At 72.5% G+C, this 15,213-nt stretch carries 12 protein-coding genes and 2 tRNA genes; 12 read left to right on the forward strand and 2 right to left on the reverse strand.

Annotation, left to right across the window (positions count from 1 at the left end):
• The first annotated feature begins 83 nt into the window (after positions 1 to 83).
• From Q1K26_RS11765 to Q1K26_RS11795, 7 genes are all read left to right on the forward strand, one after another.
• Positions 84 to 1,418: an MFS transporter gene (locus Q1K26_RS11765; RefSeq protein ID WP_300010527.1), complete on the forward strand. Its 1,335-nt coding sequence runs from the start codon at positions 84 to 86 to the stop codon at positions 1,416 to 1,418.
• Between the two features lie 124 nt (positions 1,419 to 1,542).
• Positions 1,543 to 3,186 carry an AMP-binding protein gene (locus tag Q1K26_RS11770; protein WP_300010616.1) on the forward strand — a complete coding sequence of 548 codons (1,644 nt, stop codon included), beginning with the start codon at positions 1,543 to 1,545 and terminating at the stop codon, positions 3,184 to 3,186.
• Between the two features lie 63 nt (positions 3,187 to 3,249).
• Positions 3,250 to 4,134 (forward strand): sucrase ferredoxin, encoded by an 885-nt coding sequence (locus Q1K26_RS11775; RefSeq protein WP_300010530.1) that lies wholly within the window; start codon positions 3,250 to 3,252, stop codon positions 4,132 to 4,134.
• 59 nt (positions 4,135 to 4,193) lie between these two features.
• A complete protein-coding gene (locus Q1K26_RS11780; RefSeq protein ID WP_300010533.1) occupies positions 4,194 to 4,685 on the forward strand; it encodes a PH domain-containing protein in 492 nt (163 codons plus the stop codon).
• A 125-nt stretch (positions 4,686 to 4,810) separates the two neighbouring features.
• Positions 4,811 to 6,256: a PH domain-containing protein gene (locus tag Q1K26_RS11785; RefSeq protein WP_300010536.1), complete on the forward strand. Its 1,446-nt coding sequence runs from the start codon at positions 4,811 to 4,813 to the stop codon at positions 6,254 to 6,256.
• 55 nt (positions 6,257 to 6,311) lie between these two features.
• Positions 6,312 to 6,905, forward strand: coding sequence for a TetR/AcrR family transcriptional regulator (locus Q1K26_RS11790; protein WP_300010539.1), 594 nt, complete (start codon positions 6,312 to 6,314; stop codon positions 6,903 to 6,905).
• 3 nt (positions 6,906 to 6,908) lie between these two features.
• The gene (locus Q1K26_RS11795) at positions 6,909 to 8,039 is read left to right on the forward strand and encodes a nucleotide disphospho-sugar-binding domain-containing protein (RefSeq protein ID WP_300010541.1); all 1,131 of its coding nucleotides are present in this window, start codon (positions 6,909 to 6,911) and stop codon (positions 8,037 to 8,039) included.
• Between the two features lie 59 nt (positions 8,040 to 8,098).
• Here Q1K26_RS11795 and Q1K26_RS11800 read toward each other — a convergent pair whose 3' ends face one another.
• Entirely contained in the window at positions 8,099 to 9,637 is a 1,539-nt protein-coding gene (locus Q1K26_RS11800) for a helicase HerA-like domain-containing protein (RefSeq protein ID WP_300010544.1), read from the reverse strand.
• A gap of 89 nt (positions 9,638 to 9,726) precedes the next feature.
• Between Q1K26_RS11800 and orn the strand changes: the two genes are divergently transcribed.
• Both orn and Q1K26_RS11810 read left to right on the forward strand, forming a co-directional pair.
• Complete coding sequence (gene orn, locus Q1K26_RS11805; RefSeq protein WP_300010547.1) at positions 9,727 to 10,350, forward strand: oligoribonuclease; 624 nt, start codon at positions 9,727 to 9,729, stop codon at positions 10,348 to 10,350.
• 36 nt (positions 10,351 to 10,386) lie between these two features.
• Positions 10,387 to 10,462, forward strand: a tRNA-His gene (locus Q1K26_RS11810).
• 30 nt (positions 10,463 to 10,492) lie between these two features.
• Here the strand turns inward: Q1K26_RS11810 and Q1K26_RS11815 are convergent.
• Positions 10,493 to 12,052: an AMP-binding protein gene (locus tag Q1K26_RS11815; RefSeq protein WP_300010549.1), complete on the reverse strand. Its 1,560-nt coding sequence runs from the start codon at positions 12,050 to 12,052 to the stop codon at positions 10,493 to 10,495.
• A gap of 56 nt (positions 12,053 to 12,108) precedes the next feature.
• Between Q1K26_RS11815 and Q1K26_RS11820 the strand changes: the two genes are divergently transcribed.
• The 3 genes from Q1K26_RS11820 (at position 12,109) to Q1K26_RS11830 (ending at position 14,132) form a co-directional block, all read left to right on the forward strand.
• Complete coding sequence (locus Q1K26_RS11820) at positions 12,109 to 12,693, forward strand: PadR family transcriptional regulator (RefSeq protein WP_300010552.1); 585 nt, start codon at positions 12,109 to 12,111, stop codon at positions 12,691 to 12,693.
• Between the two features lie 32 nt (positions 12,694 to 12,725).
• Positions 12,726 to 12,798, forward strand: a tRNA-Lys gene (locus tag Q1K26_RS11825).
• Between the two features lie 143 nt (positions 12,799 to 12,941).
• Positions 12,942 to 14,132, forward strand: coding sequence for a tyrosine-type recombinase/integrase (locus Q1K26_RS11830; protein ID WP_300010555.1), 1,191 nt, complete (start codon positions 12,942 to 12,944; stop codon positions 14,130 to 14,132).
• Positions 14,133 to 15,213 lie beyond the last annotated feature (1,081 nt).

Consider the following 15,213-nt stretch of genomic DNA (forward strand, 5'->3'; position numbering starts at 1 on the left):
CTCTTCGGCGCAACTCGACGTATCGGACACTCCGCGCAGGCGTTGACAAGTCATCCGGCCGAGCGCCGGCGACGGGAGGTCCGATGACAACGCAGGCACCAGAGACCGGCAAGCTCGACGAACGGTCCATTCGCAAGATCGCCGGCCTGAGCCTGGTAGGCGCGAGCGTGGAGTGGTTCGACTTCTTCCTGTTCGGAACCGCCGCCGCGCTGGTGTTCCCGAGGCTGTTCTTCCCGGACGACACCGACCCGGTGCTCGCGCTGCTGTCCTCCTTCGCGGTGCTCGGCGTCGGCTTCCTGGCCCGCCCGCTCGGCGGCGTCGTCTGGGGTCACTTCGGTGACAAGCTCGGTCGCAAGAAGGCCTTCCTCACGGCCCTGATGACGATGGCCGTGGCCAGCGTGCTGATCGGCCTGCTGCCGACGTACGCCGCGATCGGCATCGCCGCCCCGATCCTGCTGACCGTCCTGCGGTTCACCCAGGGCCTCGCGGTCGGCGGCCAGTGGGGTGGCGCGGTGCTGCTCGCCACCGAGTTCGCCCCCAAGCACAAGCGCGGCTTCTACGGCAGCTTCGCCCAGATCGGCGTGCCGATCGGCGTGCTGCTGGGCGTCGTCGCGTTCTTCATCCTCGGCCAGACGATGGACGACGCCGCCTTCGACTCCTACGGCTGGCGGATCCCGTTCATCGCGAGCGTGCTGCTCGTGGGTGTCGCGATCTACGCGAAGAAGAAGCTGGAGGACACCCCGGCGTTCGTGCAGCTGCAGCGCCTCGCCGCCGAGAGCCCGAAGGCGGTGCCGGAGCGCTCCCCGATCATCCAGGTGCTGCGCAACCACGGCGGCCGCATCGCCCTCGCCGGCGGCGCGTTCACCGTCGTCAACACGGCGTTCTACATCTACATCACGTTCATGCTGTCCTACGGGACCACGACGGTCGGCGTCAGCTCGGGCACGGTCCTCACCGCGATCGCGATCTCCTCGGTGATCATGATCCCGGCGCTGGCCGGATTCGCCGCGCTCTCGGACCGCATCGGCCGACGCAAGCTCTACCTGGCCGGCTCGGTGATCACCGGCCTGTGGGCGTTCCCGCTGTTCTGGCTGGCCGACATGGGCACCGCGCTCAGCATGACGATCGCGCTCACCGTGGCGCAGCTCGCGCTGTCGATGATGTACGGCCCGCTGGCCGCGTTCTTCTCGGAGATGTTCACCGCGAAGCTGCGCTACAGCGGGGCGTCGCTGGGCTACCAGATGGGCGCCCTGCTCGGTGGGGCGATCGCGCCGCTGCTGTCGGTGTACCTGCTCGACCTCACCGGCTCCACCACGGCGATCTCGTTCTACATCATCATCGTCGCGGTGATCGCGGTGGCCTGCGTGCTGGCCCTGACCGAGACCTACCAGAACGACATGGACGACGCCGAGGCATAGACGCGCCGCCCCCGGCGCGTCCCGGCGCCGCCGGAGTCGCAGTGGGGTGGCTTTACTGCGGTCAGGTTGCAGTAGAGCCACCCCACTGCGGTCCGCGGGAGGCCTTTGGGAGGCTGCGGGGGTGATGGGGGCGATCGGGGGCAGGGTGGCGTCGGTCGTGTCCGCGGTGGTCGCCGCCGGGTCCGCCGCCCTCGGCTCGGCGCGGGCGGTCGGCGAGCTCGCGCGGTCGGGGGTCGTGGCGCCGGTGCGACCCGACCGGCTCGTGGGCATGTCGCTCGGGCTCGCGCGCTACGGGCTGAGCGTCGCCGCCGGGTACGCGGTGGGGGCGGCGCGCCACCCCGACCGCGCCGCGATCGTCGACGACGAGGGCACGCTGAGCTTCGGCGAGCTGCACCGGCGCAACGACGACCTCGCGAGGGCGCTGGTCGACTCCGGCATCGGCGACGGGGTCCGCGTCGGGGTGCTCTGCCGCAACGGCCGCGCCCCGATCGAGGTGCAGATCGCCACCGGCAAGATCGGTGCCGACGTCGTGCTGCTCAACACCGGCATGTCGGCGGACCAGCTCGCCGACGTCGCCGCCGAGCTGGAGCTGCACACCGTCGTGGCCGACGCGGAGTTCACCGGCGCGCTCGCCGGACTGCCGGAGTCCTGCACGGTCGTCACCGCGTTCGGCGGCGAGCCGGGCACCGGCGGCCTGGCGGACCTGATCGCCGGAGGCGGCACCGCCCCGCTGCCGATCCGCCCGCCCTCCGGGCACACGATCGTGCTCACCTCCGGCACCACCGGCCCGCCCAAGGGGGCCCGCCGCCCCGCGCCGCACAGCCTGGCGCCGATCGCCGCGGTGCTGTCCGCGATCCCGTTGCGCGCGGGCGAGCCCGTGCACATCGCGGCACCGCTGCTGCACACGTGGGGGCACGCGGCGCTGCAGCTGGCGATGCTGCACGGCTCGCCGGTCGTGCTGGACCGGCGGTTCGACCCGGCGCGGCTGCTGGCGACGGTGCAACGGCACCGCTGCGACGCGGTCTTCGCGGTGCCCGTGATGCTGCGGCGCGTGCTGGAGCTGCCCGGGTCCGCGTGGACCGGGCACCGGCCGCGGATCGTCGCCGTCAGCGGTTCCGCGCTGCCCGCGGAGCTCGCCGCGGCGTTCCAGGACCGTTTCGGCGACGTCCTGTACAACCTCTACGGGTCCACGGAGGTGTCCTGGGTCAGCATCGCCGGGCCCGCGGACCTGCGCGCGTCCCCCGGCACCGCGGGGCGCGCGCCCGTCGGGACCCGGCTGCTGATCCTCGACGAGAGCGGTGCCGCGGTGCCGGCGGGCTCCGAGGGCCGCGTGTTCGTCGGCAACGACATGCCCTTCGACGGTTACACCCGCGAGGGCGCCGACGTCGAGCGGGCGGGCGACCTCATCGGCACCGGTGATCTCGGCCGGCTCGACGCCGACGGGCTGCTGCACCTCACCGGCCGGGCCGACGACATGATCGTCAGCGGCGGGGAGAACGTGCACCCGGGACCGGTGGAGGACCTGCTCGCCGGGCGGCCCGAGGTGCGCGAGGCCGCCGTCACCGGCGTGGCCGACGACGAGTACGGGCAGCGCCTCGCGGCCTACGTCGTGCTCGAACCGGGCGCATCGGTGGACGCCGACACCGTGCGCGGGTGGGTGCGGCAGCAGCTGAGCCGCTTCGCCGTGCCGCGCGACGTCGTGTTCGTCGGGGAGCTGCCGCGCAACGCGACCGGCAAGGTCGTGCACCGGGAGCTCCCCCGCGGCTGAGCCGGTGGCCCCGCTGAGGCCGTCACCCGAGCGGGTTAGGGCAGCCTTCGGTAGCCTGTGCAGATGAACGTCGACGGCGGGTCGCGGTGTGCCGCGCTGGCCCGCGCGCTCGACGAGCCGCTCGCCGGCACCGCGCCCGTGGCGCCCCGCTGGGTCTGCCTGGAGCACCGGGGGGCGTGGCCGCGCGACATCGCCGCCCACCCCGACCCGTCGATCTCCGGGTTCGCCGCCCGCGCCTGCGCCGCCGGCTGGCGCCCGCTGCTGATCCGCCGCCCCGGGCGTCGCCGGTCCGTCTCCCCCACCCGGGTGTACCTGACCGACACCACGCCGGGCGCCGCCCGCACCACCGTGCTGACGGTGGCCGGGCCCCGCGAGCTGTCGGCGATCCCGCTCGCCCGTGGGGCGGAGGGGCTGCCGGGCACCCCGGTGGGCGATCCGCTGCTGCTGGTCTGCACCCACGGCAGGCGCGACCGCTGCTGCGCGGTCGACGGCCGCGCCCTCGCCGCCGCCGTCACCGCGGTCGGCGAGCCGGACGTGTGGGAGTGCAGCCACCTCGGCGGGCACCGCTTCGCCCCCACCGCGCTGGTGCTGCCCACCGGCTACCTGTACGGCCGGCTGGACCCGACGTCGGCGATCGCGGCGCGCAAGGCCGCGGCGCTGGGCGAGGTCGAGGCCGCGCTGAGCCGGGGCCGGTCCACCTGGTCCGCGGCCGGGCAGGTGGCCGAGCTCGCCGTGCGGCACCGCACCGGGCTGCGCGACGCCGACGCCCTCACCCTCGACCCCATGGCCCGCTGCGGGATCGTGACGGTCCACGGGCCGGGCGGCAGGCGCTGGGAGGTCGACGTCGCGGAGCGGCCGGGCACGGCCGCGCGCCCGGCGTCGTGCGGGGTGGCCGCGCTGCCGTTCACGGCACTGCACGCCACGGACGTCCGAGCCGTCGCGGGCTGAACGGCGGGTACCCGGGCCCGGGGGCGCACCTCGGAGCGATCATGGGCAGACTCGGGGCCATGCACCCCGATCCCCCGCTGCGCCCGCCCGCCCACCGGGTCGACCCGCGCGCCGTGCGCTGGTGGCAGCTGCGCGCGCTGGTGGCGCTGCTCGTGCTCACCGCCCCGCAACTGATGGTGTTGCTCGTGTCCGGTGCGCCCGCGGCGCTGTTCTGGTTCCCGGCGGGCACCGTGCTGGTCGTCGGGGCGTACGCGCTCGTGGTGCCGGGCCTGCGCTACCGCATCCACCGCTGGGAGGTCACCGACGAGGCCGTGTACACGCTGTCGGGCTGGCTGGTGCGGGAGTGGCGGATCGCGCCGATCTCGCGGGTGCAGACCGTCGACACCCAGCACGGGCCGCTGCAGCAGCTGCTGCGGCTGGCCACGGTGACGGTCACCACGGCCTCGGCCCGGGGCGCCGTGACGATCGCCGGGCTCGACGCCGGCGCCGCGGCCGAGCTGGCCCGCTCGCTCACCGCCACCACCCAGGCCACCCCGGGTGATGCGACGTGACGGCCCCCGAACCGCCTCGATCGGCCGGGACCGGGGCCGCCGCCGATGATCCGCGATCCGCCGAACCCGCACCGGGAGGGCCCGCCGCCGACGACCCGACCCCCTGGCGCCGCCTGGACCCCCGCATGCTGGTGGTCGGGCCGCTGGGCAGCCTGGCGCGCCTGCTGCCGCTCGTCGCCATCCTGCTGTTCACCGGCGGGCAGGGCGACCCGGTGCGGATCGGCATCGCGATCGCCGCGGCGGTGGCCGTCGTGGCGGGCGGGGTGATCCGCTGGCGCACCACGCGCTACCGGATCACCCGCGAGCGGGTCGAGCTGCACAGCGGCTGGCTGCGGCGCCAGCGCCGGTCGGTGCCCCGCGACCGGATCCGCACCGTCGACCTGACCGCCCGGCTGCTGCACCGCGCGTTCGGGCTGAGCGTCGTGGAGGTCAGCGCCGCCTCGGGGTCACCGCTGGAGTCGTCCGGGCTGAGCCTGGACGCGGTGAGCAAGGCCGAGGCCGACCGGCTGCGCCGCGAGCTGCTGGAGCGTGCGCCCGCCACCGCCCCGTCGTCGGCCGCCCCGCTCCCGACCGAGCTGCTCGCCCGCCTCGACTGGTCCTGGCTGCGCTTCGCCCCGCTGACGCTCTCCTCGGTCGCCGGAGTCGGAGCGGTACTGGCCTTCGTGTTCAACCTGGTCGACGACCTCGGCGTCGATCCCCGCGACATCGGCGCCGTCGACGACGCGGCCGACCGGCTCACCGCCGTGCCGATCTGGACCGGCGTGCTCGCCGCCGTCACGGTGTTGCTCGTGCTCGGCGCGGCGGGCGCGCTGCTGCTCTACGCCGAGCGCTGGTACGACTACCGGCTCACCCGCGAGCCGGACGGGACGCTGCGGGTGAAGCGCGGGCTGCTGACGCGGCGGTCGCTGTCGGTGTCCGAGGAGCGGTTGCGGGGCGCGGAGATCGCCGAGCCGCTGCTGCTGCGGGCGGGCCGCGGGGCCCAGTGCCGGGCGCTGTCGACGGGCCTGTCCCGGGACGCGCAGGGTGGCGCGCTGCAACCCCCGGCGCCGCGGGCCGAGGCGCACCGGGTGGCGTCCGCGGCCCTGCGCGAGCACCCTTCGGAGATCACCGGCGCGGCGCTGCGTCGCCATCCCCCCGCCGCGCGTACGCGGCGGCTGACCCGCGCGCTCGGACCCGCGGCCGTCGTGGTCGCCGTGCTCGTCGTCGTCGCACTGGCGGTGCCGCCGCTGTGGTGGATCGGGCCGGCCGGGCTGCTGCTGCTCCCGGCCGCCGCGCTGCTGGCGCAGGACCGCTTCCGCAACCTCGGCCACGAGCTCACCGCCCGCCATCTCGTGGCGCGGCAGGGTTCGGTCGTCCGCCGCACGGTCGCCCTGCAGCGGGCCGGGGTGATCGGCTGGACGGTGCGCCAGAGCCCGTTCCAGCGCCGCGCGGGTGTCGTCACGGTGGAGGCGGTGACCGCGGCGGGCCAGGGCGGCTACACCGTGCTCGACGTGGCCGCCGCCGACGGGGTGGCCCTCGCCGACGCCGCCGTCCCGGGCCTGCTCACCCCGTTCCTGCGCCGTCCGGCGTAATTCGCGTGAGTCCCCGTTGACACCGAATACGGATTCGGTGTCAACTCTCGTTATCATGAAATCGACGCGTCCCTACACCCAGCGGGCCCGGGCGCAGGCCACCGCCGGGACCCGGCAGAAGGTGCTGGACGCCGCCGTCGCCCTGACCATGGAGCGGTTCACGCTCGAGATCGTCCTGGCCGACGTCGCCGAGCGCGCGGGGGTCAGCGTGCAGACCGTGCTGCGCCACTTCGGCAGCCGGGACGGGCTCTTCGACGCCGTCCGGGAGCACCGGCGCGCCGCGGTCCGGGAGCAGCGGGCGGCCCCGATCGGGGACGCCCCCGCGGCCGTCACCGCGATCGTCGGCCACTACGACGAGATCGGTGACTTCATGCTGCGCATGCTCGCCCAGGAGCACCTGGACGAGCCCAGCCGGACGCTCGTGGAACGCGGCCGCCGCATGCACCGCGAGTGGGTGCGCGAGGTGTTCGCCCCCCAGCTCGCCGGGTGCCCCGACGCCGAGGCGCTCACCGACCTGCTGGTCGTCGCGACCGATCTCTACACCTGGAAGCTGCTGCGCCGCGACGCCGGGCACGACCGCCCGACCACCGAGCAGCGGATGCTGCGCCTGCTGCGGGCCGTACTGCCCGCCGATGCCGAGGAGCGCTGAGCCATGGCCGGGATCCTGATCGTGACCTGGGACGGCGGTGGCAACGTGCCGCCCGCGCTGGGCATCGGCGCCGAACTGTCGGGCCGCGGCCACCGGGTGCGGGTGCTCGGGCACCCGCAGCAGCGCACCGCCGTGACGACCGCGGGCCTGGATTTCGCGGCGTACACCCACGCCCCGCCGTGGAACGCCGTCGGGGCGACGTCGGGTGCGCGGTACGCCGCGGCCTATCTCGGCCTGTTCAGCGATCCCCGTCCCGGCGCGGACGTGCGCGCCGAACTCGGGCGCGAGCCCGCCGATCTCGTCCTCGCCGACGCCATGAGCCTCGGCGCCCTGAAGGGCGCGCAGCGCGCGGGGGCGCCGACCGCGGTGCTGGCGCACACGTTCCACCGCTACCTCACCCACGGCTGGGCGCGCGGCCCGATCGGCGCGCTCGCGACCCTGCGCGGCCTGCGCCCCGGACGGCTGTGGGGCGCCGCGCAGCGCGTGCTGGTGGCGTCCGACCGCGCGCTGGACCCCGTGGACGCCGACCGACTCCCGGCCAACGTCCGCCACACCGGTCCCGTGCAGCCCGCCCCGCGACCGGTGAGCCGCGACGCCGAGCCACTGGTGCTGGTCAGCCTCAGCACGATCCACTACCCCGCCCAGGCCCAGGCCCTGCAGGCCGCCCTCGACAGCCTCGACGGCCTCGACGTGCGCGCGGTGGCGAGCACCGGCGCCGTCGAACCGGCGGTGCTGCGCGTCCCCCCGGGCGTCGAGCTGCACCGGCGGATCGACCACGGCGAGCTGATGCCGCGGGCGTCGCTGCTGATCGGCCACGGCGGGCACGCCACGACGATGCGCGCGCTCGCCCACGACCTGCCGTTGCTGGCGCTGCCGCTGAGCCCGGTGGTGGACCAGCCGATGGTGGGCCGGGCCGTCGCGGACGCGGGCGCCGGGCGCACGCTGCCGGCGTCGGCGACGGCCGAGCAGGTGCGCGACGCCGTGCGCACCCTGCTCGCCGCCGGCCCGCACCGCGCCGCGGCCGCCGCGGTCGGCGCCCGGATCCGGTCGACCGACGGCGCCGTACGGGCCGCCGACGAGATCGAGGCCGTGCTGGCCCGCACGGGCGCCGGGCGGGCATCCGACGCCCCGTGACCGCCGGAGCGAGCGGGACCCGCCCGCCGCGGCGGCGGGCAGCGATGCCCTGCGTGGGCTCAGCGACGTCGACGGGTGCCGAACATCCCGCGGGTGATCTCCCGGCCCAGCGCGCTGGCCGCCGACCGCAGGAACGACCGCACCACCGGCGACCCGAACGCCTTCTCGACGAAGCTCGGCTCGGCGCGCTCCTCGCGGGCGGGGGGCGGCGCGGGCGCGTCGACGGGGGCCTCGACCGGCGCGGCCTCGGCGATCTTGGCCGTGAGCGTCTCGTAGGCCGACTCCCGGTCCACCGTCTGGCCGTAGCGGGCGAACAGCGGCGACGACTTGGCCGCGGCCGTCACCGCGTCCTCCCCGATCGCGGCCATCAGCGAGCGCGGGGCCCGCATCCGCGACCACGCCACCGGGGTGGGCGCCCCGCGCTCGGAGAGCACCGTGACGATCGCCTCGCCGATGCCCAGCGACGTCAGCGCCTGCTCCATGTCGTAGTGCTCGGTCCTGGGGTAGGTGCGCACGGTCTTGCTCAGCGCCGTCTGGTCCTCGGGCGTGAACGCGCGCAGGGCGTGCTGGATGCGCGCGCCGAGCTGCGACAGCACCGCGTTGGGCACGTCGGTGGGCAGCTGCGTGCAGAAGAACACGCCGACGCCCTTGGACCGGATGAGCTTCACGGTCTGCTCGATGCGCTCCAGGAACGCCTTCGACGCGTCGGCGAACAGCAGGTGCGCCTCGTCGAAGAAGAACACGAGCTTGGGCTTGTCGAGGTCGCCCGCCTCGGGCAGCTCCTCGTAGAGCTCGGCGAGCAGCCACATCAGGAACGTGGAGAACAGTCGCGGGTTGGCGGCCTGGTCGGCCAGCTCCAGGAGCGTGACGATCCCCTTGCCGTCCGCCCCGACGCGCATCAGGTCGGCCGGCTCGAACTCGGGCTCGCCGAAGAAGTCCTCCCCGCCCTGGGCCTCCAGGTTGACCAGCGCCCGCAGGATCACCCCGGCCGTCGCGGAGGAGACCCCGCCGATCCCCTTGAGGTCGGCCTTCCCCTCGTCGCTGGTCAGGTGCTGGATGACCGCGCGCAGGTCCTTGGTGTCCAGCAGCGGCAGGCCCTGCTTGTCGGCCCAGTGGAAGATCAGGCCGAGCGTGGACTCCTGGGTGTCGTTGAGATCGAGCACCTTGCCCAGCAGGATCGGGCCGAACTGGGTGACCGTGGCCCGGATCGGCACGGCGGAGCTCGACCCGCCCAGGGAGAGGAACTCGACGGGGAACGCGGTGGGCGTCCAGTCGTCGCCGGTGTCGGCGCTCCGGGAGGCGATCTTGTCGTTGCTCTCGCCCGGCCGCGCCAGGCCCGACAGGTCACCCTTGACGTCGGCGAGCAGCACCGGCACCCCGGCGTTCGAGAGCTGCTCGGCGAGGCCCTGCAGCGTCTTGGTCTTGCCGGTGCCGGTCGCGCCGGCGACGAGACCGTGCCGGTTGAGCGTCGCGAACGGGATGCGCACCCGGGCCGTCGGATCGACGACACCGTCGACGATGACGGCGCCGAGCTCCAACGCCGCCCCCTCGGTGGCGTAGCCGGACGCGATCTCCTGTGCTGCGGTGTTGTCGCCCACGGCGCGCACCCTATCGGCCGACGATCTCCCCCACCGACGCGCCGCGCGGGAACGCGGCCACGCCGCCGACCAGCGCCTACGCTGTCGGGGTGAACGACCGTCTGGTGTGGATCGACTGCGAGATGACCGGGCTCGACCTCCAGCGCGACGCGCTGATCGAGATCGCCTGCCTGGTCACCGACGGCGACCTCAACGTCCTCGGCGACGGCGTCGACATCGTGATCCACGCCGACGAGTCGGCGCTCGCCGCGATGCCCGACGTCGTCCGCGACATGCACGCGCACTCCGGCCTCACCGACGAGGTGCGCCGCTCGGTGGTGACGCTGCGCCAGGCCGAGGAGCAGGTGCTGGCCTACGTCAAGGAGCACGTGCCCGACGCCCGCACCGCCCCGCTGGCCGGCAACTCCATCGGCACCGACCGTGGCTTCCTCGCCCGCGACATGCCCGAGCTCGACGCCCACCTGCACTACCGGATGGTCGACGTCAGCTCGATCAAGGAACTGTGCCGCCGCTGGTTCCCGCGGGTGTTCTTCGCGAAGCCGGAGAAGGGCCTCGCCCACCGCGCGCTCGCGGACATCCTGGAGTCCATCCGCGAGCTCGACTACTACCGCCACACCCTCTTCGTGGCCGCGCCCGGTCCGAGCACCGAGCAGGCGCAGGCCGTCGCGGCGGAGCGGGGAACCCGCTTCGAGACCCCGGCACCACCGCTGTAGGGTGGTGTCGCTCCCGGCCGAGGCCGGAAGCGCATGGTGGGTGTAGCTCAGCTGGTAGAGCACCTGGTTGTGGTCCAGGGGGCCGCGGGTTCAAGTCCCGTCACTCACCCCATAGCGCGTCATCCCGACGAGGCGATCGTGCTCACCCCGGGTGCGCCGCCACCCAGTCGTCGCGCAGCACGAACTTCTGGATCTTGCCCGAGGCCGTCTGCGGGAACCCGTCGACGACCTCCCACACGCGCGGGACCTTGTAGGACGCCAACGTGCTGCGGCACAACGCCTCCAGCTCCGCGACGTCGACGGTACGGCCCTCCCGCGGCTGGACGAACGCGGCGACGATCTCGCCCCAGTGCGCGTCGGGCAGGCCGACCACCGCGACGTGCGCCACCGCCGCGTGCCCGTACAGCACGTCCTCGACCTCCCGCGGGTAGACGTTCTCCCCGCCGCGGATGATCAGGTCCTTGATGCGCCCGCTGACGCGCAGGTAGCCGTGGTCGTCCAGGGAGCCGACGTCGCCGGTGTGCAGCCACCCGTCGCCGTCGATCGCGCCCGCCGTGGCCGCGTCGTCGTCGAAGTACTCGAGCATCACGCACCGGCCGCGGGTGCAGATCTCGCCGGTGGCGCCGGTCGGGACGGTCTCCCCGGTGCCGGGGTCGACGATCTTCACCTCCGCGCCCGGCAGCGGGCGGCCGACGGTCTCGGACCACGCGGGGTGGGGATCGTCGGGCACGGTGTGGGTGATGTAGGGCGAGGCCTCGGTCTGCCCGAACCCGATCCCCACCGCCACCCCGAGCTCCCGCTCGGCCCGCCGGACCAGCTCGGTGGGCACGGGCGCGCCGCCCAGCGTCGCCAGACGCCAGGCGCCGATGTCCCGAGGCCGCGCGAGCTGGGCGTCGAGCATGCGGATGAGCATCGTCGGCACCGACAGCAGCACCGTGCCGCGGTGCCGCTCGAACAGGTCGAGCATCAGGTCGGCGTCGAAGCCGGGCGGGAGCACGTGGCACCCGCCCGTCTGCAGCACGCCCAGGGTCACCAGCCCGCATCCTGCGGTGTGGAACAGCGGCATCGGGTTGACCCAGACGTCACCCGGCCCGGCCCCGATCGTCTCGGCGTAGACGCGGCCGTTGAGCGCCAGCCCCCCGTGCGACAGCAGCGCGCCCTTCGGGAACCCCGTGGTGCCGGACGTGTACTGGATCTGTGCGGGCTCCCCCGGGTCGACCGACGGCAGGCCGGTGGATCCGGCAGCGCCCAGGAAGCCCGCCCAGTCGTCGAGGGAGACCACCGTGTGCAACGTCGGCAGGTCCGCGGCGACGCGGTGCGCGACGGCGAGCAGGTCACGCGAGCGCACCGCCGGCTCCACGAACACCCCGTGCGCCCGCGACTGCCGCAGCACGTAGGCGACCTCGCTGTCGCGGTAGGCCGGGTTGACCGTGACGAGCACGATCCCGGCGAGCGCGGCACCCATCTGCAGCAGGATCCACTCGGGCCGGTTGGTCGCCCAGACCGCGACGCGGTCGCCCGGGGAGAACGTCGCGAGCAGGGCCCGCGCCACGCGGGTCGACTCGTCGGCGAGCTCGGCGTAGGTCCAGCGGCGGGGCTCCCGCCCGTCCGACCGCCCCTCCACGAGAGCCGGGGCGTCGGGACGGTGACGGGCGGCCGCACGCAGAGCCTCGCCGATCGTGGTGGGCTCCGGGACGCTCATCGGGTCAGTCAACCTCCGATTCGGAGGGTGGTCAAGCACGGGTGCAGGATGCCCCCATGAGCGAGGACGACATCCGCCTGAGCCCGACCTCCTACGTCGTCCTCGGGCTCATCCACCTGCGGGGCCCGTCGACGCCGTACGAGCTGGAGGCGGCGGTGCAGAAGTCCGTGGAGTACTTCTGGAAGTTCCCGCACTCCCAGCTCTACCGGGAGCCCGACCGCCTCGCCGCCTCCGGCCACCTCACCGTCGACCAGGAGCCCGGTGGACGGCGGCGCAAGGTCTTCACCCTCACCTCGCAGGGCCGCTCCGCGCTGACGTCCTGGCTGGAGCGTCCCGTGCAGGACGTGTTCGAGATGCGTGACGAGGCAGTCCTGCAGCTGTTCTTCTCCGACCAGCTCACCGCGTCGGCGCTCGTGGACCTCGCCCGCCGCGAGATCGCCCTCTACCAGCAGCGGCTCGACGAGTACGAGCGCATCGCCGCGCGCGAGCTCCCCCGCCACGGCCAGGACCGTCGCATGGCCCCCCTCCGCCTGGGCGCCAAGCTCGCCGAGGCCTTCCGTGAGTTCTGGGAGGAGATCGCGCAGGACCCGCCGCCGCCGACCCGCGACCCGGTCGACGGGCCGCCCGGGAGGCTGTGTTAGCGTTTTCGAGCGCCCGTGAGAGCGCATCGCACGCGTCGTTAGCTCAATTGGCAGAGCAGCTGGCTCTTAACCAGCGGGTTCGGGGTTCAAGTCCCTGACGGCGCACCCAAAGTAGCAGGTCAGAGCTTTGTCGCTCTGACCTGCTACACCTTCGGGAAGATCGAAGTCAGCGGAAACTCACCGCTAACCCTTCCCGGAGCTGATGCCTCGTGGCACGTCCACCTCTCGCGCTCGGTCACCACGGCACCGTGCACCTCACCCGCAAGGGCAAGGGCTGGGCAGCCCGCTGCCGCGTCCGGGACCTAGACGGCGTGACCCGGCAGATCGAGAAGCGCGGCACCTCCCGTGCAGCGGCCCAACGCGCCCTCCAGGACGAGCTACGCCAACGCCACGGCCAGCGGGTCGAAGCGCTCCGGCCCTACTCCCGGTTCCGCGACGCGGCCGACATCTGGATGCTGAAGATCCGAGAACGGCGGGCCGACTCCACGTACGACCTCTACACGCACTGGTTGAACAAGCTGGTCCTCCCCCAGCTCGGCGAGCTGCGCCTGGTCGAGTGCGACGTCGCCAACATCGACGCCTTCTTCTCTCGACTCGAACGCGCCCGCCTCTCCGTCGTCCAGGACGACGGCTCGATCGCCGAGAAGCCGCACTACGCCGCGGCGACCCGCCGCACGGTCCGCAGCGTCGTCTCCGGAGTCCTGCAGCAAGCCGTGCTGCACCAAGCGATCGCGACGAATCCAGTGCGCAACCTGGAGCGCATCGAGTCGACCAAGGGCCACCAGGCGCCTTCGCCGCGCGGCTTGACGCCCGAGGAACGGCGCCGGCTCTTCACCTACGTCGACACCGACCCCGTCTCGGTCGCTGCCGACCTCCCCGACCTGATCCGCTTCGCCATCGGCACTGGCCTACGCATCGGCGAACTGTGCGCCGTCCGCTGGCGGGACGTCAACCTGGAGGGCATCGCCGTCGTGAACGAGGACGACATGCGCCTCGTACCGGTCGTGGCCGTGCGCCAGAACGTCTACCCCGTGAAGGGCAAGGGCCTCTCCGTGCACGGCGGCAAGACCTCGATGGCACTTCGGATCGTCCCGCTACCCGAGTTCGTGGCCGACCGCCTCCGACTGCGCCGGCACGGGGACGAACCGCTCGACTGGCCGGTGTTCGCCTCCGCCGGCCGCGACGGCCGGCCGACCTACCGATGGCCCTCCACGCTCCGTCGCACTATCCGCACAGTCCGAGCGCAGGTCGGACTGGACTGGATGACCCCGCATTCGTGGCGTCGCACCTACGCAACGATCCTCGACGACGAGATGACACTGACGGATCGAGCGAAGGCCGACCTCATGGGCCAGGCGAAGTTCTTGAAGGACGCCTACGTCAGCCGTGGCGAACTGCATCCCAACGCAGCACTACTCCTCGATGCTGCGTTGCGATAGCGCGCTGAGAACAGATCATAGAAATGGGTCGCGAACAATAGTCGCTGCGGCAACGACGCAAGTACGACCTGAAGCGACTCGCAACGTAATACACACCTACCTGGCGGTAGAAATTAGGTCCGCTACAGACTCTACTAGCATTGCTTCCAAGGAATAGCAGTTGAAGTAATCCCCGTCTGAATTGGATGCCGGGCGAACTAGGTGCGGACCACTGGAATTGTCGCAGATTGCAGCATTGCTGACACGTCCAGGAGCCAGTGCGACACGACTAGCGCGCGGTGCCGAGCTACTCCATAACGGCAACTTCGCCCGCGCCTCTGCGTCGAACAAAATCGAAGCTCCGGCAATCGTTCCACATCGAACGTTGCTCCATTCAATATAGTGAGACACATGGTCAGGCACCGTAGCTGATGCAGCAAACAGTGCCAGGTCAAGCATTAATCGCTCGTTCTTTGCGTTCGGATTTCCGTACGGTTCAATTCGCCTCGCGTTCCCATTTAACGGAGAAAGCAGGAAGGACTTAAAATCAACAGGTGCGTTCGACGAGGCGGCGAACACAAGATCCGGAGTTCGTTCATCCGTCAAAGCCAGCCCGTCGCCTATTGGCCAAGCGCTGTAGCCAGCGGAAGTAAAGGTGACGTAGCGCCTCCGCAAGATCAGCCCACCAGCACGGCCTTCAGCTCGCACTGCCCTGCGGGATGCAACTCCCCTGTCCTGCAGCGACGAGCGCGCTTGGCCCAGCAAATTGGCGACGTACGCAGCGGACGCGGCGGCCGCCGATCTATTGCGCCCGTCCTGCTCTGCAGACATCTGACTCTCGCGGCGCAAAAGACGATCTCGCTCATGCAACTCCTGAGACAGATCATCTTCAAAACTCATACTATCTTCCTGTCGACGTAGGTAGCGCAAGTAGAGCGGGATACCTGGCCAGGCCCGGCGCTAAAGCGATGCAATCGCTAAGCGGCGGGACACGCCACAAACAGAATGAATGCCCATCTGCACATCCGGCAACAGCGAACAGTTCATCATGCCTCGGCATGTGGCGGCCGCACATTCGTTGAAGATTCGGGCCGGTCCGGGT

It is taken from the genome of Pseudonocardia sp. (assembly GCF_029263155.1).
Classification (GTDB): domain Bacteria; phylum Actinomycetota; class Actinomycetes; order Mycobacteriales; family Pseudonocardiaceae; genus Pseudonocardia.